The organism is Streptomyces cyslabdanicus (assembly GCF_052663305.1).
This window is the reverse complement of the sequence record NZ_JBQRUW010000032.1, coordinates 34,238-56,462: the sequence shown is the minus strand read 5'-3', so window position 1 is coordinate 56,462 and position 22,225 is coordinate 34,238. Positions and strand designations below refer to the sequence as shown.

Annotated in this window: 21 protein-coding genes and 1 tRNA gene; 9 read left to right on the top strand and 13 right to left on the bottom strand. The window is 72.3% G+C overall.

What is annotated here, in order from left to right; genetic code table 11:
* Positions 1 to 16: 16 nt before the first annotated feature.
* From ACTYVM_RS19765 to galU, 7 genes are all read right to left on the bottom strand, one after another.
* Positions 17 to 90: transfer RNA gene (locus ACTYVM_RS19765), tRNA-Ala, on the bottom strand.
* A gap of 75 nt (positions 91 to 165) precedes the next feature.
* Positions 166 to 1,443 carry a divisome protein SepX/GlpR gene (gene sepX, locus ACTYVM_RS19760; protein WP_445527170.1) on the bottom strand — a complete coding sequence of 426 codons (1,278 nt, stop codon included), beginning with the start codon at positions 1,441 to 1,443 and terminating at the stop codon, positions 166 to 168.
* Between the two features lie 195 nt (positions 1,444 to 1,638).
* Positions 1,639 to 2,289, bottom strand: coding sequence for a GNAT family N-acetyltransferase (locus ACTYVM_RS19755; protein ID WP_445527179.1), 651 nt, complete (start codon positions 2,287 to 2,289; stop codon positions 1,639 to 1,641).
* A complete protein-coding gene (locus ACTYVM_RS19750) occupies positions 2,286 to 2,828 on the bottom strand; it encodes a MogA/MoaB family molybdenum cofactor biosynthesis protein (protein WP_445527169.1) in 543 nt (180 codons plus the stop codon). Before ACTYVM_RS19750 ends, ACTYVM_RS19755 begins: the two co-directional genes overlap by 4 nt.
* The gene (gene moaC / locus ACTYVM_RS19745) at positions 2,825 to 3,337 is read right to left on the bottom strand and encodes a cyclic pyranopterin monophosphate synthase MoaC (protein WP_445527168.1); all 513 of its coding nucleotides are present in this window, start codon (positions 3,335 to 3,337) and stop codon (positions 2,825 to 2,827) included. Before moaC ends, ACTYVM_RS19750 begins: the two co-directional genes overlap by 4 nt.
* A gap of 86 nt (positions 3,338 to 3,423) precedes the next feature.
* Positions 3,424 to 4,746 carry a molybdotransferase-like divisome protein Glp gene (gene glp / locus ACTYVM_RS19740; protein ID WP_445527167.1) on the bottom strand — a complete coding sequence of 441 codons (1,323 nt, stop codon included), beginning with the start codon at positions 4,744 to 4,746 and terminating at the stop codon, positions 3,424 to 3,426.
* 4 nt (positions 4,747 to 4,750) lie between these two features.
* Positions 4,751 to 5,677: a UTP--glucose-1-phosphate uridylyltransferase GalU gene (galU, locus tag ACTYVM_RS19735; RefSeq protein ID WP_445527166.1), complete on the bottom strand. Its 927-nt coding sequence runs from the start codon at positions 5,675 to 5,677 to the stop codon at positions 4,751 to 4,753.
* 103 nt (positions 5,678 to 5,780) lie between these two features.
* Between galU and ACTYVM_RS19730 the strand changes: the two genes are divergently transcribed.
* Positions 5,781 to 6,395 carry a 5-formyltetrahydrofolate cyclo-ligase gene (locus ACTYVM_RS19730; protein ID WP_445527165.1) on the top strand — a complete coding sequence of 205 codons (615 nt, stop codon included), beginning with the start codon at positions 5,781 to 5,783 and terminating at the stop codon, positions 6,393 to 6,395.
* An 83-nt stretch (positions 6,396 to 6,478) separates the two neighbouring features.
* Here the strand turns inward: ACTYVM_RS19730 and ACTYVM_RS19725 are convergent, their stop codons facing one another.
* On the bottom strand, positions 6,479 to 9,334 hold the full coding sequence (locus ACTYVM_RS19725) for a penicillin acylase family protein (protein ID WP_445527164.1): 2,856 nt from the start codon (positions 9,332 to 9,334) through the stop codon (positions 6,479 to 6,481).
* Positions 9,335 to 9,549: 215 nt separating this feature from the next.
* Between ACTYVM_RS19725 and ACTYVM_RS19720 the strand changes: the two genes are divergently transcribed.
* From ACTYVM_RS19720 to mscL, 6 genes are all read left to right on the top strand, one after another.
* Complete coding sequence (locus ACTYVM_RS19720; RefSeq protein ID WP_445527178.1) at positions 9,550 to 11,061, top strand: potassium/proton antiporter; 1,512 nt, start codon at positions 9,550 to 9,552, stop codon at positions 11,059 to 11,061.
* A gap of 203 nt (positions 11,062 to 11,264) precedes the next feature.
* Positions 11,265 to 12,560 carry an MFS transporter gene (locus ACTYVM_RS19715; protein ID WP_445527163.1) on the top strand — a complete coding sequence of 432 codons (1,296 nt, stop codon included), beginning with the start codon at positions 11,265 to 11,267 and terminating at the stop codon, positions 12,558 to 12,560.
* A gap of 67 nt (positions 12,561 to 12,627) precedes the next feature.
* Positions 12,628 to 12,960 carry an FmdB family zinc ribbon protein gene (locus ACTYVM_RS19710; RefSeq protein WP_445527162.1) on the top strand — a complete coding sequence of 111 codons (333 nt, stop codon included), beginning with the start codon at positions 12,628 to 12,630 and terminating at the stop codon, positions 12,958 to 12,960.
* Between the two features lie 100 nt (positions 12,961 to 13,060).
* Positions 13,061 to 13,894: an S-methyl-5'-thioadenosine phosphorylase gene (locus ACTYVM_RS19705; protein ID WP_445527161.1), complete on the top strand. Its 834-nt coding sequence runs from the start codon at positions 13,061 to 13,063 to the stop codon at positions 13,892 to 13,894.
* Between the two features lie 135 nt (positions 13,895 to 14,029).
* Positions 14,030 to 14,671, top strand: a complete 642-nt coding sequence (locus tag ACTYVM_RS19700; RefSeq protein WP_445527160.1) for a CpaB family protein — start codon at positions 14,030 to 14,032, stop codon at positions 14,669 to 14,671.
* 63 nt (positions 14,672 to 14,734) lie between these two features.
* A complete protein-coding gene (mscL, locus tag ACTYVM_RS19695) occupies positions 14,735 to 15,193 on the top strand; it encodes a large conductance mechanosensitive channel protein MscL (protein ID WP_445527159.1) in 459 nt (152 codons plus the stop codon).
* A 28-nt stretch (positions 15,194 to 15,221) separates the two neighbouring features.
* On the opposite strand, the gene ACTYVM_RS19690 is transcribed toward mscL, so the two are convergent.
* On the bottom strand, positions 15,222 to 15,428 hold the full coding sequence (locus ACTYVM_RS19690) for a hypothetical protein (protein WP_445527158.1): 207 nt from the start codon (positions 15,426 to 15,428) through the stop codon (positions 15,222 to 15,224).
* Between the two features lie 130 nt (positions 15,429 to 15,558).
* Between ACTYVM_RS19690 and ACTYVM_RS19685 the strand changes: the two genes are divergently transcribed.
* Both ACTYVM_RS19685 and ACTYVM_RS19680 read left to right on the top strand, forming a co-directional pair.
* A complete protein-coding gene (locus ACTYVM_RS19685; RefSeq protein ID WP_445527157.1) occupies positions 15,559 to 16,587 on the top strand; it encodes a P1 family peptidase in 1,029 nt (342 codons plus the stop codon).
* A gap of 206 nt (positions 16,588 to 16,793) precedes the next feature.
* Positions 16,794 to 17,540, top strand: a complete 747-nt coding sequence (locus ACTYVM_RS19680) for a DUF6227 family protein (RefSeq protein WP_445527156.1) — start codon at positions 16,794 to 16,796, stop codon at positions 17,538 to 17,540.
* Between the two features lie 59 nt (positions 17,541 to 17,599).
* Here the strand turns inward: ACTYVM_RS19680 and ACTYVM_RS19675 are convergent, their stop codons facing one another.
* The 4 genes from ACTYVM_RS19675 to ACTYVM_RS19660 form a co-directional block, all read right to left on the bottom strand.
* Entirely contained in the window at positions 17,600 to 17,866 is a 267-nt protein-coding gene (locus ACTYVM_RS19675) for a hypothetical protein (RefSeq protein ID WP_445527155.1), read from the bottom strand.
* A gap of 145 nt (positions 17,867 to 18,011) precedes the next feature.
* Positions 18,012 to 20,282, bottom strand: a complete 2,271-nt coding sequence (locus ACTYVM_RS19670) for a PTS fructose transporter subunit IIABC (protein ID WP_445527154.1) — start codon at positions 20,280 to 20,282, stop codon at positions 18,012 to 18,014.
* Between the two features lie 136 nt (positions 20,283 to 20,418).
* Positions 20,419 to 21,366: a 1-phosphofructokinase gene (pfkB, locus tag ACTYVM_RS19665; protein ID WP_445527153.1), complete on the bottom strand. Its 948-nt coding sequence runs from the start codon at positions 21,364 to 21,366 to the stop codon at positions 20,419 to 20,421.
* Positions 21,363 to 22,124 carry a DeoR/GlpR family DNA-binding transcription regulator gene (locus ACTYVM_RS19660; protein WP_445527152.1) on the bottom strand — a complete coding sequence of 254 codons (762 nt, stop codon included), beginning with the start codon at positions 22,122 to 22,124 and terminating at the stop codon, positions 21,363 to 21,365. The genes pfkB and ACTYVM_RS19660 overlap by 4 nt, the downstream gene beginning before the upstream one ends.
* Between the last annotated feature and the right edge of the window lie 101 nt (positions 22,125 to 22,225).

The window sequence follows — 22,225 nt, the reverse complement described above, 5'->3', positions numbered from 1 at the left end:
GGGGCTTTGAGCTGCGTGGACCTGAGGGGATTTGAACCCCTGGCCCCCTCGATGCGAACGAGGTGCGCTACCGGACTGCGCCACAGGCCCTTGCAACGAGTGAAACTCTAGCATCCCCGCGCGGGTGGTTGGTAATCCGTTCCCGGGCTGGTCAGGGGGTGCGGGTCACTCGTTGGCCGCGCGGGGGCGGCCGCCGTCCTCGTACTGGTCGAAGAGCGGGGTGCGGCCGCGCTCGCGGGAGCGGCGGGCCGAGGCGGCGCGGCGGGCGTCGGTGCGGCCGTCGGCGGCGGGCCGGTCCTCGGCCGGCGGCTCGGGGTCGGCCGCGGCCGGGGCCGCCGCCTCCTGCTCCGGCACGGCGGCGGACGACCGCGCCGAGCTCCAGGTGTCCGGCGCGCCGAGGTCCACGTCGGAGGTGGCCCGCGGGGCGACCGGGGCGGTGACGTAGGTGGGCAGCGGCACCGGAACCGGGTCCCAGCTGTCGCCCTGGCCGGGGCGGCGCTGACGCTCGCGCTGCTGGTCGAGCCACTCCGCGTGGTCGGTCTGCTCGACCAGGGCACGCCGGTCCGCGGCGAGGGCGGTCAGGCCCGGGTCCGTCTCCGGTTCGGGCCCCGCGTCCGGCTCGTCCGCGGCGGGGTCCAGGGGCGTGCGCCGGCGCGGCTGGCGGCGGCTCTCGCGCAGCCGCTGCGCGGCGACCTCGGCGCGGCGGCGGTCCATCTGGTAGGCGAAGCGGTGCCGCTCCTGGGAGCGCAGGTACGCGATGTACGCGCTGAGCAGCACGGCGGGCACGCCGGGCGCCCACAGGAAGGTGAGCCCGCCGACCGCGGCGACGATCGCGCCGAGGGTGAAGGCGAGGAAGAGGATGACGGTGGTGCGCCTGCGGCGGGCGAGGACCTTGGAGCGCCGGGCACGCGCCGCGGACGCCTCCGCGTGGGGCGTCCGCCGGGCCGCGGGGACCCGCGGACGCGCGGACGCTTCGGCGGACGGGGCCGCCGCGGGGGACGCCGCCGGGGACGCGACGCGGGCGGCCGGCTTCCCGGCCCGGTCGCGCTCGTCGGGGCCGCGCACCGGCTCCCGCTCGTCCCGTACCGGCGGTTGCTCCCCCTCGTCCCGCGCCGGAGGCCGCTTCCGCTCGTCCCGTACCGGCGGTTGCTTCCGCTCCGGCGACCGGTTCGGGGGCATGGCGAAGGACCGGACGTCCACCGAGTCGGTGGCGACGTCCGGCGCCGCGTCGGCGCGCTCCCCCTCCTCGGCGGAGCGCGACCTGAGGTCCCTGGCGTACCGGCGCTCCATCCCCGCCCGTCCGGACAGGAACCGGATGGCGGTGCTGAAGCGTTCCGTCGGACGGGCCTCGTTCAGCTCGTCCTGCCTACGGAGCCACATCGGCACCAAGTAGGCGGCCCAGGCCCCGACAATGACTGCGTAGATGAGGCCGCTGCTGCTCACGCCTCACACGGTAGAGGGGTTTGCATGAGGCCATCTGCCAATTGCGCCGGTGTGTCGCACGATCTGGCTGATATTTCGAACTTTTTTTGCGACCGATGTGATCAGCAGGACGTCAAGGACGCGAATTCAATGCCACCCGGACGATCGCGAGCGGGTCCGGTGCGGATCACCCGCCGATCAATTTCGAACATTTATTCAATTTCCGGGGGAGGTGGGATTCTCCTTCCGCGCCCGCAGGGCACGGGTCCGGCGCCAGCGGTCCAGCAGCCCTTCGGGCACCTCTTCCGCGGTGAGCGCGAACACCATGTGGTCCCGCCAGGCGCCGTCGATGTGGAGATAACGCGGCCGCAGGCCCTCCTCGCGGAATCCGAGTTTCTCCACCACCCGCCGGCTCGGCCCGTTCTCGGGCCGAATGCAGACCTCGATGCGGTGCAGTCCGACGGTGCGGAAACAGTGGTCCACGACCATCGCCACGGCCGTCGGCATCACCCCGCGGCCGGCCACCGACTCGTCGACCCAGTAGCCGACGTGGCCCGAGCACATCGAGCCCCAGGTGATCCCGGCGACCGTCAACTGCCCGACCAGCCGCCCCTGGTACTCGATGACGAACGGCAGCATCCGGCCCGCGTGCGCCTCGGACCTGAGGTGGCGCACCATCTGCCGGTAGGTCGGCCGGTGCGTGATGGGCCCGCTGGGCGTGGGCGGCGGTATGGTCGCCTCCCAGGGCCTGAGCCAGTCCCGGTTGCGCCGGTTCACCTCGCGCCAGGCCCGCTGATCGCGCAGCCTTATCGGCCGGAGGACGACATCGCCCTCCGCCAGCACGACGGGCCAGGATGGGCTGTTCAGCACGCACCCCCACTACCGGTGCCGCGTCTGACGTGGTCGCCGCCGCGCAGCTGGTCGACGGCGTGCGCCAACAGGGGTTCCAGGACGGCCAGTCCGTCCTTCACGCCGCCCGTCGAGCCCGGCAGGTTGACGATCAGCGTCCCTTCGGCCACTCCGGCCAGCCCGCGGGACAGCGCCGCGGTCGGCACCTTGCGCATGCCGAACGCCCGGATGGCCTCCGCGATGCCCGGCACCTCGGTCTCGATCACCCGGCGGGTCGCCTCGGGCGTGCGGTCGGTGGGCGAGACGCCCGTGCCGCCGGTGGTGACGACGGCGTCGTACCCGGCCTCGACGGCGGCGCGCAGCGCGGCCTCCACCGGGTCTCCGTCCGGTACGACCTGCGGCCCGTCGACGGCGAAGCCGGCGCGCCTGAGGCCGTCGGCTACCAGCGGACCGCCGGTGTCCTCGTAGACCCCGGCGGCGGCCCGGTTGGAGACCGTGACCACCAGGGCGCTGTACGGCGCGAGCAGCGCGCCTCCGGCCGATGCGTCCAGCGTCATGCCCGGCTCCAGTCGCCCGACGTGCCGCCCGTCTTCTCCTCCACCCGTACGTCCGTGATGACCGCTCCCTTGTCGACCGCCTTGACCATGTCGATCACGGTGAGCGCGGCGACGGACACCGCGGTGAGCGCCTCCATCTCGACGCCCGTGCGGTCCGTGGTCCTCACGGTGGCCTCGATCTCCACGGCGTCGTCCGCGACCGACAGTTCCAGTCTCACACCCGACACCGACAGCGGGTGGCACAGCGGGACGAGGTCCGGGGTGCGCTTGGCGCCCATGATCCCGGCGATCCGCGCGGTGGCGAGGGCGTCGCCCTTGGGCACTCCCTCACCGCGCAGCAGCTCGACCACGCGGGGCGAGACGAGGACGCGGCCGCTGGCGCGGGCGGTGCGCGCGGTCACGTCCTTGCCGGAGACGTCGACCATGCGGGCGGCGCCCGCGTCGTCGATGTGCGTCAGCCGGTCCGGCGCTGGGGGTCCGGGGGTCTCCCCCCGGGAAGGCACAGTCATGATCGTGTGGAGCTCCCGGTCCGGGCCCGCCGCCGTGCGGCGCACGGGCCTGTTGTGCGCGACACGGTACCGCCACCCCGCACGGCTCAGCCGAGCAGGACCACCTCGACCTTCGCGCCGGGCTCGACGGACTCGGTGTCCTCGGGGACGACGATGAGCGAGTCGGCCTGCGCGAGGGCCGCGACCAGATGGGATCCGGCGCCTCCCACGGGCCTGACGGCGCCGTCGGCGTACGCCCCGCGCAGGAACTGCCTGCGTCCCTTCGGCGAGCTCAGCGCACGGTCCGCGGCGAGCGTCGCGCGCACGGTCGGCCGGTGGACGTCCTGAAGGCCCATCAGGGTGCGGATGGCGGGCCGGACGAACAGCTCGAAGGAGACGTACGACGACACCGGGTTGCCGGGCAGGGCCAGCAGCGGGACGTGGTCGGCGCCGACGGTCCCGAAGCCCTGTGGCTTGCCGGGCTGCATGGCGAGCTTGCGGAACTCCACGCCGCTGCCCGGCTCGTCCTCGTCCCCCACGTGGGACAGCGCCTCCTTGACGACGTCGTACGCCCCCACGCTCACCCCGCCGGTGGTGACCAGCAGGTCTGCGCGGACGAGCTGGTCCTCGATGGTGGACCGCAGGGTGTCGGCGTCGTCGGCGACGGCGCCCACCCGGTAGGCGATGGCGCCCGCGTCCCGGGCGGCCGCAGTCAGGGCGAAGCTGTTGGAGTCGTAGATCTGGCTGTCGCCGAGCTGCTCGTCGGGCTGGACGAGTTCGCTGCCGGTGGACATCACCACCACGCGCGGGCGCGGACGCACCAGGACGGTGCCGCGGCCGATCGCGGCGAGCAGCGCGATCTGCGGCGGCCCGAGGACCGTACCGGCCCGCAGGGCCCGCTCGCCCTCTTCCACGTCGCTGCCCTTCGCGCGTACGTGCGCGCGTGCCTCGGCCGGCCGGTACACGCGTACGTGCCCGTCGGCACCCTCGGGAGCGAGGCTGCGGGCGCGCATGGCGCTCACCGGGCCCTCGCCGAGCCCGCCGTCGGTCCACTCCACGGGGACCACCGCCTCGGCGCCGGGCGGCAGCGGGGCACCGGTCATGATCCGCGCGGCCTGTCCCGGGCCCACCCGGAGCAGTCCGGCCGCGCCCGCCGCGACGTCCCCGACGACCTCCAGGACGGCCGGGGCCTCCTCGCTCGCGCCCGAGACGTCCGTGACCCGTACCGCGTAGCCGTCCATGGAGCTGTTGTCGAACGGCGGCAGGGAGAGCGGCACCGTGACGTCGTCGACCAGGACACAGCCCTGGGCGTCGAGCAGTTGCAGCTCGATGGGTTCCAGGGGGCGGACGGTGGTGAGGACGTCCTCCAGGTGCTCGTCCACCGACCACAGGTGGTCCGGGCCGGCGGTGCGGGGCTCGGCGCTGCTCAACTCGTTACATCTCCTCGGCTACGTACCGCTGAAGCCAGGCCCTGAAGTCCGGGCCCAGGTCTTCACGTTCGCACGCGAGCCTGACAATGGCACGCAGATAGTCGCCGCGGTCACCGGTGTCGTAGCGGCGGCCCTTGAAGACGACGCCGTGCACCGGGCCGCCGGCCCGCTGCTCGTCGGTGGCCGCCGAGGCGTACGCCTCAGCGAGGTGCTGAAGGGCGTCGGTGAGCTGGATCTCGCCGCCGCGACCGGGCTCGGTCTTGCGGAGTATCTCGAAGATGTGGGGGTCGAGGACGTAACGGCCGATGATCGCGTAGTTGGAGGGTGCCTGCGCCGCGTCGGGCTTCTCGACCAGGCCGGTCACCCGGACGACGTCGCCGTCCCCGGTGGCCTCCACGGCCGCGCAGCCGTAGAGGTGGATCTGCTCGGGCGCGACCTCCATGAGGGCGATCACGCTGCCGCCGTGGGTCTCCTGGACGTCGATCATCCGCTGGAGCAGCGGGTCGCGCGGGTCGATCAGGTCGTCGCCGAGCAGCACGGCGAAGGGCTCGCTGCCCACGTGCGGGGCCGCACAGAGCACGGCGTGGCCCAGGCCCCTGGGGTCGCCCTGGCGCACGTAGTGGATCGTCGCGAGGTCGCTGGACTCCTGCACTTTGGCGAGCCGCTCGCCGTCGCCCTTCTTCTCCAGGGCCGACTCCAGCTCGTAGTTGCGGTCGAAGTGGTCCTCCAGCGGCCGCTTGTTGCGGCCGGTCACCATGAGGACGTCGTCGAGACCCGCGGAGACGGCCTCCTCGACCACGTACTGGATCGCCGGCTTGTCGACGACCGGCAGCATCTCCTTGGGAGTGGCCTTGGTGGCCGGCAGGAACCGGGTGCCAAGACCTGCCGCGGGAATGACAGCCTTGCTGATCCTGGGGTGCGCCTGTGTCATGGCCGCAACCTTATCCGCTGCCTTTGCGCGGAATCTGCCTGTCCGGTTAATTGACTCTCATATGAGCAGACATACCGGCATAAGGAAGGGTACGGAGGGATCAGTGAGCCACACCGGACGCGGTGCCGAACCTGCCAAGCGCACCTTGCGACGAGAAATCCTCACGGTGAGGAAGACGTTGACCGTGGATGAAGTGCGGGAGGCGGCGCACGCGCTGGCGGAGCGCGCCCTTGAGCTGCCCGAGCTGACCGGGGCGCGCACGATCGCCGCGTACGTCTCCGTGGGCACCGAACCGGGAACCCCTCCGCTGCTCGACGCGTTGCGGGCGCGGGGCGCGCGTGTGCTGCTGCCCGCACTGCTGCCCGACAACGACCTGGACTGGGGCGCGTACACCGGGGAGGGCTCCCTCGCGCGCGTGCAGCACGGCGGGAGGATGGCGCTGTTCGAGCCGGCCGGGGAGCGCCTCGGCCCGGACGCCGTGACGGACGCCGACGTGGTCCTGCTGCCCGGCCTCGCCGTCGACGCGCGCGGGATGCGCCTGGGACGCGGCGGAGGGTCCTACGACCGCGTCCTGGCCCGCCTGGAGGCGGCGCGGGCGCATCCCGCCCTCGTGATCCTGCTGTACGACACGGAGATCGTCGAGCACGTCCCCGAGGAGCCCCACGACCGGCCGGTGCAGGCCGTGGTGACACCTTCGGGGGTACGCCGCTTCACCTGACGCGCACGGCTACGGCCCCGGGTACGGCGAAGGCCCTCCACGCGTGCGTGGAGGGCCTTCGCCGCCGTGGTGGCCTCAGCGGCTCACGGCTTGAGCACCAGCGTGTCGTGCGCACTCTTGTCGACCGCGTTCGGCGAGAAGGACCACGAGAGCAGTTCGCCCTTGGCCCACTTGCCCGTCTGGTCGGTGTAGTGGGCGCTGAAGGCGTGCCCGGAGGCGCCGCTGAGGTTGATCCACTTGGACTTGTCGAGGTCGGCGAGGTTGACCACCATCCGCATCGACGGCACCCACACCACCCCGTAGCCGCCGGCGGCGTTCCAGCCGGAGGCGTTGACCGCGGCCTCGCCACCGCTCAGCTTCCAGGGCCCACGGTTGAGGACGTACTTCAGGACGCCGGGTCCCTCGGTGCCCAGGGTCTGGTTCTTCAGGAACAGGCGGTGCAGCCGGCCCCAGCTCCAGGTGTCGATGTCCTTGCCGAGCTTGGCGGTCAGCTCCCAGCGGGCGTCGATCATGGCGCGCTTGAACAGCTCGTCACGGTTGTCCGCCTTCGGGCGGGTACCGGACGCCGGGGTCTTCCACCAGTCGCTGTCCGGCTTGTCGACGAGCGCCCGGACCACCTCGAACCAGCGGTCGCCGCCGTCCGGCTGCGCCTGGTCGGCGTCGCGCTCACCGCACTCTCGGACCTTCTGGTTCTCGTCGGCGGGGCCCGTGTTGCCGGCCGGCTCCACCCACAGGCACTGCCCCTTGACCCGCAGTTCCTTGGGCAGCTTGTTGCCGAAGGACAGCTTGAGGATGTTGCGCCACACGGCGTTGAAGTACGCGGCGGCGGCCGAGTCGGCGTCCTGCGTGCGGTCCCAGCCCTCCAGCAGCTTCTGCGCCTGGCGGACGTCCTTGTCGCCGATGTCGATGTTCAGCAGCTTGGGCACCAGCAGGTTGGCGATCGCGCTGCTGTTGTCCATCTGCATCTGGCGCATGTCGTCGGTGGAGATCTTGCCGCCGCCGTCGATCTTCTGCTGGATCAGGTCGGTGATCCGCCGGCTGCGCGTGCCGTAGCCCCAGTCCGTGGTGAGCGTGTAGGGGTAGGTCTTCGGGTCGACGACGGCCTGGTTGGCGGTGACGATGTAACCGCGCTTGGGGTTGTACTCGTAGGGCAGTTCCTGCGGCTTGATGTAGCCGGTCCAGTCGTAGTGGGAGTCCCAGCCCGGCGACGGGACGGAGCCGTCGTCGTCCTTCGCGCGCGTGGGGATGCGGCCGGGCAGCGTGTAGCCGATGTTGCCCTTGGTGTCGGCGTAGACCAGGTTCTGCGAGGGCACGTCGAACAGCTCCGCGGCCGACCGGAAGGAGCTCCAGTCCTTCGCGCTGTCGATGGCGAAGACGGCGTCCATGGTGGTGCCCGGCTCCAGCGCCGTCCACTTCAGGGCGATCGCGTAGCCGTCGCCGCGGTCGGGCGCCGCGGTGGTGACCGCGGCCTTCTTGCCGACCGTCCTCAGTTCGTCGGAGCGGTCGGACAGCAGGGGCATTCCGTCGTCGGTCTCGCGCACGACGATCGTCTTGGACGTGCCGCCGGCGACCTTGATGGTCTCCTCGCGGGTCTTGAACGGCACCGTCTTGTTGTCGCGCAGGTAGCCGTTGCCGCTGAGCTTCTCCAGGTACAGGTCCGTGACGTCGACGCCGGAGTTGGTCATGCCCCAGGCGATGTCCTGGTTGTGGCCGATGATCACACCGGGCATGCCCGCGAAGGTGTAGCCGGTGACGTCGTACGGGCACGCCTTGGAGAGTTCGCGGCAGTGCAGGCCCATCTGGTACCAGACCGAGGGCAGCGAGGCCGACAGGTGCGGGTCGTTGGCGAGCAGCGGCTTGCCGGTGATCGTGTACTGCCCGGAGACGACCCAGGAGTTGGAGCCGATGCCGTTGCCGTTGACGCCGACGGCCGTCGGAAGGCCGTCCAGGACGTCGTAGAGGCCCATCAGCTGGCTCTGCACACCGGAGCCGTCACCCGTGTCCGAGGCGTTCGACACGTCCGTCGCGGTGCCGCCGTCGCCGCCGGTGCCCGTCGGGTCGGTCGCGATGCCCGTGCCCGTGTCCGTGGAGATGCCGGTGCCGGTACCCGTACCGGTGGAGGTGCCGCCGCTCGTGTCCGACGTGCCGCCGCTCGCTTCGAACGCCTGAGCGAGCTCGTTGTACTGGCCCTCGCTGACGATCGGCTTGTTCCTGCTGTACGGGTAGTCCGGGTACAGGTCCTTGATCTGCTTGGGGCCGAGGCGGCTGGTCATCAGGGCCCGGTCGATCTCGTCCTGCATGTTGCCGCGCAGGTCCCACGCCATCGCCTTCAGCCAGGCGATCGAGTCGACCGGCGTCCACGGCCCGGGCTTGTAGTCGTTGGCGAAGCCCAGCGCCGCGTACTCCAGGGAGATGTCCTTGGCCGCCCGCCCCTTGAGGTAGGCGTTGACGCCCTGGGTGTACGCCTGGAGGTACTTCTTCGTGGAGGCCGACAGCGTCTTGTCGTACTCCTGCTGGGCGACCCGGTCCCAGCCCAGCGTGCGCAGGAACTCGTCGTTCTTGAGCTGGCCCTTGCCGAACATCTCCGACAGGCGCCCGGACGTCATGTGCCGGCGCACGTCCATCTCGTAGAACCGGTCCTGCGCCTGGACGAAGCCCTGCGCCATGAACAGGTCATCCGCGCTGGAGGCGTAGACCTGCGGGATGCCGTAGCCGTCGCGTTTGACGTCGACGGGCCCCGACAGGCCCTGCAGCGTGAGGGTGCCCGTGGTCTGCGGGAAGGAGGCGCGCACGGTACTGACGGACCAGTAGGCGCCGTAGGCGGTGCCGCCGATGAGAGCCATCACCAGGACAAGCACGGCCAAGCGGGCTTTTCGCCCCTTCTTCCTGCCGGACTTGCCGGCCTTGTCACCCGTTGAGGCGGTGGTGTTCGGGGGCATCGCTGTCCTTGCTGTCCTAACGCGAGCGGCAGGTCGGGCTGTGACTTCGAATGAGCGCTGGAGCAACCATAGGCGCAGGGCCCGGTAGCACTTGACGCGGAGTCGGGTCCAGCGGCGGTGGGACGCCCCCATTCTCCTCACGGGACGCGTCAAGAAAGCGTCAAGAGTTAGGTAAGGTAACGAAGTAAACCGGGAACTCGCGGAAGGAACCGCTGCTGACTGTTCACCACCTCAACCAGCTCCTGCTCGCCTGCTCGGTCGTCCTCCTCGTCGCGGTCGCGGCGGTCCGGGTCTCCTCGCGCAGCGGGCTCCCCAGCCTGCTCGTCTACCTGGGGATCGGCGTCGTCATGGGCTCGGACGGGCTCGGCGGCGTCCGCTTCACCAACGCCGAACTGACCCAGGTCATCGGCTACGCGGCCCTCGTCGTGATCCTCGCCGAGGGCGGTCTCGGTACGAAGTGGAAGGAGATCAAGCCGGTCCTTCCGGCCGCCACCGCCCTGGCCGTCGTCGGCGTCGCCGTGAGCGTCGGCGTCACCGCGGCCGCCGCCCACTACCTCAGCGGCCTGGGATGGCGCCAGTCGCTCATCATCGGCGCGGTGGTGTCCTCCACGGACGCGGCGGCCGTCTTCTCGGTGCTGCGCAAGGTCCCCCTCCCCGCGCGCGTGAAGGGCACACTGGAGGCCGAGTCCGGCTTCAACGACGCCCCGGTGGTCATCCTGGTCGTCGCCTTCTCCACCGCGGGACCGATCGAGCACTGGTACGTCCTGATCGGCGAGATAGCTCTGGAGCTGGCGATCGGCGCGGCCATCGGCCTGGCGGTGGGCTGGCTCGGCTCCTGGGGGCTGCGGCACGTGGCGCTGCCCGCCTCCGGCCTCTACCCGATCGCCGTCATGGCCATCGCCGTCACGGCGTACGCGGCTGGCGCGCTGGCCCACGGCAGCGGCTTCCTCGCCGTCTACCTCGCGTCGGTGCTGCTCGGCAACGCCAAACTGCCGCACTGGCCCGCCACCCGCGGCTTCGCCGAAGGGCTCGGCTGGATCGCCCAGATCGGCATGTTCGTCATGCTCGGCCTGCTGGTCACCCCGCACGAACTGCTCGACGACGTCCTGCCCGCCCTCGTCATCGGACTGGTGCTGACCGTGGTCGCGCGCCCGCTGGGCGTGGTGGCCAGCCTGCTGCCGTTCCGGGTGCCGTGGCAGGAGCAGACCCTGATGTCCTGGGCCGGACTGCGCGGCGCCGTGCCCGTCATCCTGGCGACGATCCCCATGGTGAACGGGGTCGACGCCACCCACCGCATCTTCAACATCGTCTTCGTCCTGGTCGTCGTCTACACCCTCGTGCAGGGGCCGACCCTGCCCTGGCTCGCCCGCAAGCTGCGGCTGGGCTCCGGCGAGGAGGCCGCCGACCTCGGCATCGAGTCGGCGCCCCTGGAGCGGCTGCGCGGCCATCTGCTGTCCGTCGTCATCCCCGGCGGGTCGCGGATGCACGGCGTGGAGATCAACGAGCTGCGGCTGCCCTCCGGGTCCGCGGTCACCCTGGTCGTCCGCGAGGGCAAGTCGTTCGTGCCGCTGCCGACCACCACCCTGCGGCACGGCGACGAACTCCTCGTGGTCGCCACCGACCCGGTCCGGGAGGCGGCCGAAAAGCGCCTGCGCGCGGTCGGCCGGGGCGGCAAGCTCGCCGGCTGGCTGGGCGCCGACGGAGCGGGGGCCGGCAGCCGCGGATGAGAGGGGGCTTCCCGCGCCCCTGTACGATGAGGGCGCACCCTGATCGAACCAACTCTGCCTGACGCAGAGCTGGCGCGACCGTATGGCGGCCGGGTAGCCCCCTCAGCGGGCGTCGGCATCTACCGCAGTCCGCGCAAGAGGACAGCTCTCGGCGCGCCCACACGCCCGGGTCCGCGCTACCAGGCGGCAGAAAGGCACGGGCCGTGGGATCCACGGTCACCAGCACCGAACCGGCGCGGACCGCGACGGAATCCTCCCGCCCGGGATACGGGCAGCTGCTGCGCACCCGCGGCGCCTGGACGTTCCTGCTCCCCGGTTTCGCCGCGCGCCAGCCGTTCGCGATGCTCACCATCTCCATCGTGCTGCTGGTGCAGCACACCACCGGCTCCTACGGCGCGGCCGGCGCCGCCGCCGCCGTCACCGGCGTCTCCATGGCACTGTTCGCGCCGTACAGCGGACGTCTCGCCGACCGCTACGGGCAGCGCGCGGTGCTGGTCCCCGGCGTTCTGACGCACACCCTGGCAGGGCTGACCCTGACCGCGCTCGCCCTGGCGCACGCCCCCCTGTGGGCGCTGTTCGCGGCGGCCGTGCCGACGGGCGCCTCGGTGCCGCAGGTCGGCCCGATGGTGCGGGCCCGCTGGGGCGTGACGCTCAAGGACTCGCCGCTGATGACCACCGCGGCCGCCTTCGAGTCCGTCACCGACGAGCTGACGTTCGTCGTCGGCCCCCTCCTGGCGACCGCTCTGTGCACGACGGTCGCACCGGCCGCCGGACTGGTCACGGAGGCCGGGCTGACCCTGGTCGGCGGTCTGCTGTTCGCCGCGCAGAAGCGCACCCAGCCGTCCGTCGGCGGCCGCGGGCACGCGCGCGTCGAGCACGCCTCCGCCCTGCGCGTCCCCGGGGTGCGGGTGCTGATCGCCACCTTCCTGGGCATCGGATCGGTCTTCGGCGGCATGCAGGTCTCGCTGGCCGCGTTCACCGAGTCGATCGGGTCGCCCGGCCTCAACGGCGTGCTGTACGGCACCTTCGCCGCGGGCAACATGCTCTCCGGCGTCGTCTGCGGCGCCATCGCCTGGAAGGTCGCCCCGCAGCACCGCCTCCTCGTCGGCTACACCGCCCTGGCGCTGGCCTCGTCCGCGCTGTGGACCGCGCACTCGGTTCCGCTCCTCGCTGCGCTCGGCCTCCTGGTGGGCATGTGCATCGCCCCCGCCCTGATCACCGGCTACACCCTGGTGGAGAGCCTGGTCCCGGCCGGCGCCCGCACCGAGGCGTTCACCTGGCTCACGGGCGCGATCGCGCTCGGCCAGGCGGCGGCGGTCACCGTCGCCGGACAGCTGGAGGACCGCCTGTGGGGCGGCGCCGGTTTCCTGGTGCCGATGGCGGGCACGGTGCTCGCGTTTCTCACCCTGGTGGCGCTCAGGTCGCGGCTCGCGGCCCGGCCGCAGGGCCGCACGGTCGCACGTGGCGTCGGTCACCGCGCCCACGTGACAGTGGACTGATCCTCGGGAATACGTCACTATGGACCGTCGTTAGCACTCATCGAGTGAGAGTGCCAGGAGGAAGACAGTGCCCACCTATCAGTACCAGTGCACCGAGTGCGGCGAGGGCCTCGAGGCGGTGCAGAAGTTCACCGACGACGCGCTCACCGAGTGCCCGGGTTGCGGTGGCCGCCTGAAGAAGGTGTTCTCCGCGGTCGGCATTGTCTTCAAGGGATCCGGCTTCTACCGCAACGACAGCCGCGGCTCCTCGTCGAGCAGCAGCCCGGCGTCGTCGTCGAAGTCGTCGAGCTCCTCTTCCTCGTCGTCCGGGTCGTCCTCCGGCTCGTCCTCGTCCTCCGGTTCGTCGTCGTCGGGGTCGTCCTCGACGTCCACGAGCTCGGCCGGCAGCTCCGCCGCCTGACGCCTTTCTTCCGGGACCCCTCCGTCGTGGGACGGTGGGGTCCTCGGCGTGTGTGCGGGCAGGGGTTCTCCGTGTGCGAGCGGGCGCTAGTGTGCTGGTCATGGCGAACGCAGAGATCGGTGTCATCGGCGGTTCCGGCTTCTACTCGTTCCTCGAGGACGTGACCGAGGTCCAGGTGGACACGCCGTACGGGGCGCCCAGCGACTCCCTCTTCCTCGGTGAGGTCGCCGGCCGGCGGGTCGCCTTCCTGCCCCGGCACGGCCGGGGCCACCACCTCCCGCCGCACCGCATCAACTACCGGGCCAACCTGTGGGCGCTGCGCTCCGTGGGTGTGCGCCAGGTGCTCGGGCCCTGCGCGGTGGGCGGGCTGCGCCCCGAGTACGGGCCGGGCACGCTGCTGGTGCCCGACCAGTTCGTCGACCGTACGAAGTCCCGGGCGCAGACCTACTTCGACGGGCTGCCGCGCCCCGACGGCACGGTGCCGAACGTCGTGCACGTCTCGATGGCCGACCCGTACTGCCCGGTGGGCCGCACGGCCGCGCTGAAGGCGGCACGCGGGCAGGACTGGGAGGCGGTGGACGGCGGCACCCTCGTCGTGGTGGAGGGGCCCCGCTTCTCGACCCGGGCCGAGTCGTTGTGGCACCAGGCGCAGGGCTGGTCGGTGGTGGGCATGACCGGCCACCCCGAGGCGGCGCTCGCCCGTGAACTGGAGCTCTGCTACACCTCGCTGACGCTGGTCACCGACCTGGACGCGGGCGCGGAGACCGGCGAGGGCGTCTCGCACGAGGAGGTGCTGCGGGTGTTCGCGGCCAACGTGGAGCGGCTGCGGGGCGTTCTGTTCGACGCGGTGGCCGCGCTGCCCTCGACCGAGCAGCGGGACTGCCTGTGCGCCGGTGCGCTGGGCGGGATGGACCCTGGGTTCGCGCTGCCGTAGCGGGGCGGAACTACTCCTTCGGGTGAGGGAGTTGTCCACAACCGGCGGGTAGCACACGGGCTCCGGCGGGCGGCGGCGCGATGCCTCATCGTGGGCGTGGCAAGCCGAAATTCCCCGTCGCTGGTGGTGGTCCGCATGTCCGTGCCGTCTTCGTCCTCCCCTTTCCCGGCGCCCTCTGCCGTCCCTGTTCCCCAGGCGTCCCTCACGCGGTCCTCTCCGTACGCGCCCGGTGCGGACGCCCCGGCCACGTGTGAGGTACCGCACTTCGCGCCGGTGCGCGTGCGCGGCGGGAGGTACGGACTGCACCGGCTCGTACGGCACCGGGGGCGCGCGGTGGCGGCCGGGCTCGCCGTCACCGCGGCCGCGCTCGTGGCGGCGGGCCCACGGGACGCTCCGGACCCGCCGGGCGGCGGAGCGGCCGGCGGACAGCCCGCGCCGGCCGACAGAGCCGACCGGACCGACCGGGCCGACCGGGCCGCCGGACGCCGCGATGCGGATGAGCTGCGCACGGTGATCGTGCCCGTGCGCATCGCGGACGCGGCCACGGTCCGGCTGCTGCGCCCCGGCGACCGGGTCGACGTGATCGCGGCGGAGGATCCGGCGACGGGCGGGCAGGCCCGGGTGGTCGCACACGGAGTCCGGGTGGCCAGGATCCCGGAGCCCGTGGACGACGTGGTCGGGAGCGGGGCGCTGGTCGCGCTGTCGGTGCCGCGCTCCACCGCGGCGGGGCTGGCCGGGGCGAGCGCCACGGCCAGGCTGGCGGTGACCCTCTGGTGAGCCGTAGGTTGCGGAGCTGTTCGTTCCGCACGTTGCAGTTGCTTGTCCAAGGAGGGCCCGCAGGTGAGCGACAAGAAGGACCCGAGTCTCTGGCAGGGCTTCAAAGCCTTCTTGATGCGCGGGAACGTCGTCGATCTGGCAGTGGCGGTGGTCGTCGGCGCCGCCTTCACCAACATCGTCAACGCGGTGGTGAAGGGGGTGATCAGTCCGGTCGTCGGAGCGATCGGAACCAAGAACCTCGACCATTACAGCTCGTGCCTGAGCGTCACCTGCAACGGCGATCAGGGCATCCGGATCATGTGGGGTTCGGTCCTCGGCGCCGCTCTGCAGTTCCTGATAACCGCCGCGGTGGTCTACTTCCTGATGGTCCTGCCCATGGCGAAGTTCCTGGCCCGCCAAGAGGAGCGGAAGAAGGCCGGGGAGGGCACGCAGGAGGTGGTGGAGGTGACCGAGCTGGAGGTGCTCAAGGAGATCCGCGACGAGCTGGTCGCCCGGCGCCGTTCCGAATACGGCGAGCAGTAGCGTTCACGGTCCGGCGGGCCCGTGCGCCTCAGAGGTGGTGAGGCGGCTTCTCGTCCAGGAAGCGCTTGAGATCGGCGGCGGCGTCGCCGTCCGTGCGCTCGCCCCACCCGCGGTCGGTGTCGTCCATGGACTGCTGGTTCAGCGGGTCGTCGAAGATCAGCGCGGACTTCGGGTCGCACGGTTCGGGGGCGGACTCGGGGATCGACTCGGGGGCGGACTCGGGGGTGGTACTCATGCCTCAAGGGTACGGTCCGCGGCAGGCGGCGTGACGTTTCACGCCGTTCCGTCCTCCGCACAGGCCCATGACGCATGAAGGGACCCGCGAGAGACCCGTGGTCCCCGCCGTACCCGGGAGACTGGCCCCCATGACAGTGGACGCTCTGACGGACGTCGAAGGCGTGCGGGTGGGACATGCGACGCGCACGGACGGCGGTTGGCTCACCGGCACGACGGTCGTGCTCGCACCGGAGGGCGGCGCCGTGGCCGCCGTGGAGGTGCGCGGCGGCGGCCCCGGAACCAAGGAGACCGACGCCCTGGATCCGCGCAACCTGGTGCGGACGGTGGAGGCGGTCGTCCTGACCGGCGGCAGCGCCTACGGGCTGGACGCCGCCTCGGGGGTGATGGCCTGGCTGGAGGAGCGGAGGCGCGGGGTCCGCGTCGGGCCTGACCCTTCGCACGTCGTACCGGTCGTACCCGCTGCCTGCGTGTTCGACCTGGGGCGCGGCGGTGACTTCCGGGCCCGGCCGGACGCGGCCACCGGGCGTGCCGCGGTCGAGGCCGCCGCGGCGAGCGAGGTGGGCGGGCGGGTGCCCGAGGGGTGTGTGGGCGCCGGAACCGGAGCGGCCGTGGGGCCGCTCAAGGGCGGGGTCGGCACGGCGAGCACGGTGCTCGACTCGGGTGTCACGGTGGCCGCGCTGGTGGTGGCCAACGCGGTGGGGTCGGCAGTCGATCCGGAAACGGGGGTGCTGTACGGGGAGTTGTTCCAGGGACGGGTGGAGTGGCCCGACGCGCGGGTGCACGAGGCCGCGCGGCGGCGCCTCACGGAGGCCGCCGCGCGGAACGCGCCGCCCCCGCTGAACACCACCCTGGCGGTGGTCGCCACCGACGCGGACCTGACCAAGGCACAGGCACAGAAGCTGGCCGGCACGGCGCACGACGGCATCGCGCGCGCCGTACGTCCGGTGCACCTGCTCAACGACGGCGACACGGTGTTCGCTCTGGCCACGGGGGCGCGTCCGCTCGACCCCGGTTCCCCGCTCGCCCTGAACGAGATCCTCGCGGCGGGCGCGGACCAGGTGACCCGCGCGATCGTCCGCGCGGTGCGGGCCGCCGAGGCGGTGACCGGACCGGGTGGAGAGTGGCCGGCCTACGAGGAGCTGTACGGCGCCCGTTGACCTGTCACCGCGCCCGCCGCCCGGCCCCGGCTGCACAACGCGCGCTTGACCAGCGGATTTTGACGGGACAGCGGTTCGCGCGGGAACTTCTCGTGCGGGTCGGCCGTTTTCCTCGCGGACGTTTTCTCGGTTCGCGGACATGACGCTCGACCGAGGGGCTACGGTATGCACCCACAAGGTGACATGCAGCAACGCCGGGAGAAACCTTGAGCGTTCCGTACGAGACGACTGCGTACGAGCCACGCGAGTCGCCCGAGTCTCCGGAGGAGCACCTCGCGCGACTCCTCGGCCGCGCCCTGAACTCCTTCGAGTTACCCGACGAGACGATACGACGGCTCGACTGCGCCCTGGCCTACGACGGTTCACTGCACTCCGCGCACCACAGCGCCGGACTGCACCGGGAGACCTACCGGCACACCTGGCTGCTGGCCGACGGCTCGGCGCTCACCCTCTGGGAGCTGGTGCACAACACGGCGCCGGGCAGCGAGGTGCAGCACGAGGTGTACGACGACGAGGAAGAGCTGAGCACCGCCACCGCCCGGCTGCCGCTCCCGCCGGACGCGCCGGAGTTCGAGCTGCCGGTTCTGGTCCAGCTCTCACCGCCGCCCCGGGCCCGGCACGCATACGCGTCCGACGACTCGGCCGACCACGCACGCCGTCTGCTGCGGCGCGCGGAGAACGCCGACCGGCCGGGCGCGGACGTCGCGTCCCTGCTGGCGACGGCATCCGGTCACCGGATCACCCAGGCCTTCGGCCGCCCCTGCCGCGCGGGCCGCGCGGGGCTGTGCTTCTCGCTCTACGAGCACGCGTTCCTGCTGGACGGGGGCGGGGAGATCTCGCTGTGGGAGGTCGAGCACACGGCGACCCCCGACGGCCGCCACATGTGCGAGGTGTACGCGACGGAGGACGCCGCCCGCAGCGCGATGGAACGGCGCGCGGCCCTGATGCCCTAAGGCCTGTTGCGAACAGGCCCTGGGGGCCTGTCGTCACGTTCCCGTCGGCCGGGCGGGCCTCAGCGGCCGTTGCCGAGTCGACGCACCAGGCCCGCGAAGGCGGCCTTCTCCTCCGGGGTCAGTTCGACGAACTCCCGGCCGGGGCCGGCCCCGCGCTGGAGCGGAAGGCCCGACAGCCTCGGGACGGACTGCTGCCGAGCGGTCTCGAGGCGGATGCCGCGTCGGATGCCGCGTCGGATGCGGGCGAGGCCGATCAGGCAAGCGGTGGTCAGTGCGGCGGGGACGGCCACACCTATCCACATCAGGGTCGAGACATGATCAGGCATGTGTTCCAGTAGACACCACGGTCCGGGACTTTGACCCCGGACCGTGACGTATCTCGCAGGTGCCGTGAACAACTCACAGCACACCAAAGGGACAAGGAGTAAGAGAAAGGGGCAGGGGCTGGAGGGCAGGGAGGCAAGGGGCGGTTCAGGCCGCCACCGGCTGCTTCCGGTCCGCGGGCTCGGCCGCCCCTCCCTCGCCCGCCTCGCCGGCCGCCACGCCCGGCACCGGCCTGCGCAGGGCCTTCAGGCCGACCACCAGGGTGGTGGTCACACACACGCCCGCCGCGATGGCGATCAGGTAGAGGAACGGGTTGCCGATCAGCGGGACCACGAAGATGCCGCCGTGCGGGGCACGGAGCGTGGCACCGAAGACCATCGACAGGGCGCCGGTGAGCGCGCCGCCGACCATCGACGACGGGATGACGCGCAGCGGGTCGGCCGCCGCGAACGGGATGGCACCCTCGGAGATGAAGGAGGCGCCCAGGACCCAGGCGGCCTTGCCGTTCTCCCGCTCGGTGCGGGTGAACAGCTTGCCGCGCACGGTCGTGGCCAGGGCCATCGCCAGTGGCGGGACCATACCGGCCGCCATCACCGCGGCCATGATCTTCATCGCGGAGTCGCTGGGGTTGGAGACCGCGATACCGGCGGTGGCGAAGGTGTAGGCGACCTTGTTGACCGGACCGCCGAGGTCGAAGCACATCATCAGGCCGAGCAGCGCGCCCAGCAGGACGGCGTTGGTGCCGGTCAGCCCGTTCAGCCAGTCGGTCATGCCCTTCTGCGCGGTGGCGATGGGCTTGCCGATGACCACGAACATCAGGAACCCGACGACCGCCGAGGAGATCAGCGGGATCACCACCACCGGCATGATGCCGCGCAGGGCCGCCGGGATGCGCACCTTCTGGATCGCCATCACCACACCACCGGCGATCAGACCGGCCGCCAGGCCGCCGAGGAAACCGGCGTTGATGGTGAGCGCGATCGAGCCGCCGACGAAGCCGGGGACGAGTCCGGGGCGGTCCGCCATGCCGTAGGCGATGTAGCCGGCCAGCACGGGGACGAGGAAGGCGAAGGCCACACCACCGATCTGGAACAGCAGGGCGGCCCAGCTGTCGGCCTGGGTCCAGACAAAGTGGTCCATCACCGACGGCGCCTTGTTGATCTCGTAGCCGCCGATCGCGAACCCGAGGGCGATCAGCAGACCGCCCGCGGCGACGAAGGGAACCATGTAACTGACGCCGGACATGAGCCACTTGCGCAGCTTCGTACCGTAGCCCTCGCCTGCCTCGCCGGCCCGCTCGACCGGCGTTCCGCCCGGCACCGGCGCCGCGGTCGCCTCCCCGCGGGCGGCCTTGGCGCGGACCTCGGTGATCAGCTCGCCGGGCCGGTTGATGCCCGCCTTCACCCCGACGTCGACGACCGGCTTCCCGGTGAAGCGGTCCTTGTCGCGTACGGGGACGTCATGGGCGAAGATCACGCCGTCCGCCGCCGCGATCACCGCCGGGTCGAGCCGGGTGAAGCCGGCCGACCCCTGGGTCTCGACGACGACTTCGACGCCCGCCTCACGGCCGGCGTTCTCCAGTGACTCGGCCGCCATGTAGGTGTGCGCGATACCGGTGGGGCAGGAGGTGACGGCGACGATCCGGAACGGCCGCTCGCCGGAGGCGACGGCAGCGCTGGCGTCGGGGGCTCCCGGCGCGACGCCCGGCTCCGGGGCGGACTCGGGCTCCTTCGCGTCAGACCCGTCCGGGGCGGTGCTGTCCTGAGCGACCGCGTCCGCGGGGTCCGCGCTCGCGTCCGGCGCCGGGGCCCTACCGCCCGCCGCGGCGCCGGAGGAGGCCGCCCCCGGCGTCGCAGCGGTGTCTTCGGGAGCGCCCGCCGCCTGCGCCAAGGCGCCCTCGGCGGTCGCGGCGGCGCCCTTGGTGCCCGTGGCGGAGCCCTTGGCCCCCGCCGTCCCCGCCATGGCCTCGCCCGCGGTCTCGTCCCCGCGGATGAGCGCGGCAGCGGCCGCCGCGTCGTCCACCGCCCGCAGCGCGGAGGTGAACTCGCCGTTCATCAGCCGCCGGGCCAACGACGAAAGGATCTTCAGGTGGGCGTCGTCGGCGCCGGCCGGGGCCGCGATCAGGAAGATCAGGTCGGCGGGGCCGTCCGTCGCGCCGAAGTCGATCCCGGCCGCGCTGCGCCCGAAGGCGAGCGTCGGCTCGACCACGTGCTCGCTGCGGCAGTGCGGGATGCCGATGCCGCCGTCGAGGCCGGTCGGCATCTGCGCCTCGCGGGCGGCCACGTCGGCGAGGAAGCCCTCCAGGTCGGTCACCCGGCCCAGGGCCACCATCCGCTCGGCGAGGGAGCGCGCCGCCGCTTGCTTGGTGTCGGCGGACAGGTCGAGGTCGACCAGGTCCGCGGTGATCATGTCGCTCATCGCGGGCTCCTTAGCGCGCGTATCGCCCGGTCAGTGAGGTGGGCGGGGGTGGGGACGGGGGCAGTGCGGGGGGAGTCGTGGGGGGTGCGGGCCGCCGGAGGGGTCGTACGGCACCGGGTGCGGGACGGGCGCGGGGTCATGTCACCGGCTCCGTCAGGGCGCGGTCCACCGGCACATCCGCGGTGACCGTCACCGCCGCCGGGTCCAGCTCGGCGGGTGTCGGCATCAGGCTGCCCGGCAACTGGACGGCGGCCGCGCCGTGTGCGACGGCGAGCGCCAGGGCCTCCGGGCCGGTGCCGCCGGCGATCAGGAACCCGGCGAGGGAGGAGTCCCCGGCGCCGACGTTGCTGCGGACAGCGTCCACGCGTGCGCTGCCGAACCAGGCGCCCGCGTCGTCCACGAGCAGTTGCCCGTCGGCGCCCAGGCTCGCGAGCACGGTGCGCGCGCCGAGCCCGCGCAGTTCCTCGGCCGCCTTCACCGCGTCGCCGACCGTCGCCAGGGAGCGCCCGACGGCCTCCGCGAGTTCCGCGGCGTTGGGCTTCACCAGGTCCGGGCCCTCGCGCAGCGCCTCCAGCAGCGCGGGCCCGGAGGTGTCCAACGCGATGCGTGCGCCGGCCTCGTGTGCCCGCGCGACCAGGTCGGCGTACCAGGACGGCGCGAGTCCGCGCGGCAGGCTGCCGCAGCACGCGATCCAGTCGGCGCCGCGCGACCGCCGCCGCACGGTCTCCAGCAGCGATTCCTGCTCCTCGGCGGAGAGTTCCGGACCCGGTGCGTTGATCTTCGTCAGGACGCCGTCGGCTTCGGCGAGCGCGATGTTCGAGCGGGTGGCCCCGGCGACCGGCACCGGTGCGACGTCGATGCCCTGCGCGTCGAGCAGGTCCGCGACGAGCGCGCCCGGCGCGCCGCCCAGGGGCAGGACGGCGACCGTGCGCCGGCCGGCAGCCGCGACGGCGCGCGAGACGTTCACACCCTTGCCGCCCGGGTCCATGCGCTCACCGGTGGCCCGGACGACCTGGCCGCGCTCGAGCGAGGGGACCTCGTAGGTGCGGTCCAGGGACGGGTTGGGGGTGACGGTGACGATCATGCGCGTACTACTTCCGTGCCGCCGCGCTCGATGGCGGCCGCGTCCTCGGTACTCAATCCGCTGTCGGTGATCAGCAGGTCCACGTCGTTCAGAGTGCCGAAGCGGGCGAAGTGCTCCTGACCGTGCTTGGTGGAGTCGGCGAGCAGCACCACACGGCGGGCGGCGGCGATCGCCGCGCGCTTCACCGCGGCCTCGGCGAGGTCGGGGGTGGTCAGGCCGTGTTCGGCGGAGAAGCCGTTGGCGGCGACGAACAGCACGTCGGCGCGGATCTCGCCGTAGGCCCGCAGCGCCCAGGCGTCCACCGCGGCGCGCGTGCGGTTGCGCACACGCCCGCCCACGAGGTGGAGCTGGAGACCGGGATGGTCCGCGAGGCGGGCCGCGATCGGCAGCGAGTGGGTGACGACGGTGAGCGAGGCCTCCAGGGGCAGGGCGGCGGCCATGCGGGCCACCGTCGTACCGGCGTCGAGGATCAGCGTGCCCTCGGCCGGCACTTCGGCCAGGGCCGCCTTGGCGATGCGGTCCTTCTCGTCGGCCGCGGTGGACTCGCGCTCGGTGAGGTCCGGCTCGAAGTCGAGACGGCCGGCCGGGATGGCGCCGCCGTGCACCCTGCGCAGCAGGCCCGCGCGGTCGAGGGCCTTCAGGTCGCGGCGGATCGTCTCCGCCGTCACCTGGAACTCCTCGGCGAGCGACACGACGTCCACGCGGCCGCCGTCCCGGGCGAGCCGGAGGATCTCCTGCTGCCGCTCCGGTGCGTACATGTCCGTTCGCCTCCGCCTGATGCCCGAACTTGTGGTTTCCCCTGGAGGCTACGCCGGGATGTCGAGGAAGTAAACAGGTTCGGGCACAGAACCGGGCATGA

What these genes read in the sequence shown, in the direction of transcription:
- ACTYVM_RS19750 (WP_445527169.1), bottom strand. Translation starts at nt 2,828, where the DNA reads ATGACGCTGGACGCATCGGCCGGAGGCGCGCTGCTCGCGCCGTACAGC.
- moaC (WP_445527168.1), bottom strand. Translation starts at nt 3,337, where the DNA reads ATGACTGTGCCTTCCCGGGGGGAGACCCCCGGACCCCCAGCGCCGGAC.
- galU (WP_445527166.1), bottom strand. Translation starts at nt 5,677, where the DNA reads ATGACACAGGCGCACCCCAGGATCAGCAAGGCTGTCATTCCCGCGGCA.
- ACTYVM_RS19725 (WP_445527164.1), bottom strand. Translation starts at nt 9,334, where the DNA reads ATGCCCCCGAACACCACCGCCTCAACGGGTGACAAGGCCGGCAAGTCC.
- ACTYVM_RS19705 (WP_445527161.1), top strand. Translation starts at nt 13,061, where the DNA reads ATGGCGAACGCAGAGATCGGTGTCATCGGCGGTTCCGGCTTCTACTCG.
- ACTYVM_RS19700 (WP_445527160.1), top strand. Translation starts at nt 14,030, where the DNA reads ATGTCCGTGCCGTCTTCGTCCTCCCCTTTCCCGGCGCCCTCTGCCGTC.
- ACTYVM_RS19690 (WP_445527158.1), bottom strand. Translation starts at nt 15,428, where the DNA reads ATGAGTACCACCCCCGAGTCCGCCCCCGAGTCGATCCCCGAGTCCGCC.
- ACTYVM_RS19685 (WP_445527157.1), top strand. Translation starts at nt 15,559, where the DNA reads ATGACAGTGGACGCTCTGACGGACGTCGAAGGCGTGCGGGTGGGACAT.
- ACTYVM_RS19675 (WP_445527155.1), bottom strand. Translation starts at nt 17,866, where the DNA reads ATGCCTGATCATGTCTCGACCCTGATGTGGATAGGTGTGGCCGTCCCC.
- ACTYVM_RS19670 (WP_445527154.1), bottom strand. Translation starts at nt 20,282, where the DNA reads ATGAGCGACATGATCACCGCGGACCTGGTCGACCTCGACCTGTCCGCC.
- pfkB (WP_445527153.1), bottom strand. Translation starts at nt 21,366, where the DNA reads ATGATCGTCACCGTCACCCCCAACCCGTCCCTGGACCGCACCTACGAG.
- ACTYVM_RS19660 (WP_445527152.1), bottom strand. Translation starts at nt 22,124, where the DNA reads ATGTACGCACCGGAGCGGCAGCAGGAGATCCTCCGGCTCGCCCGGGAC.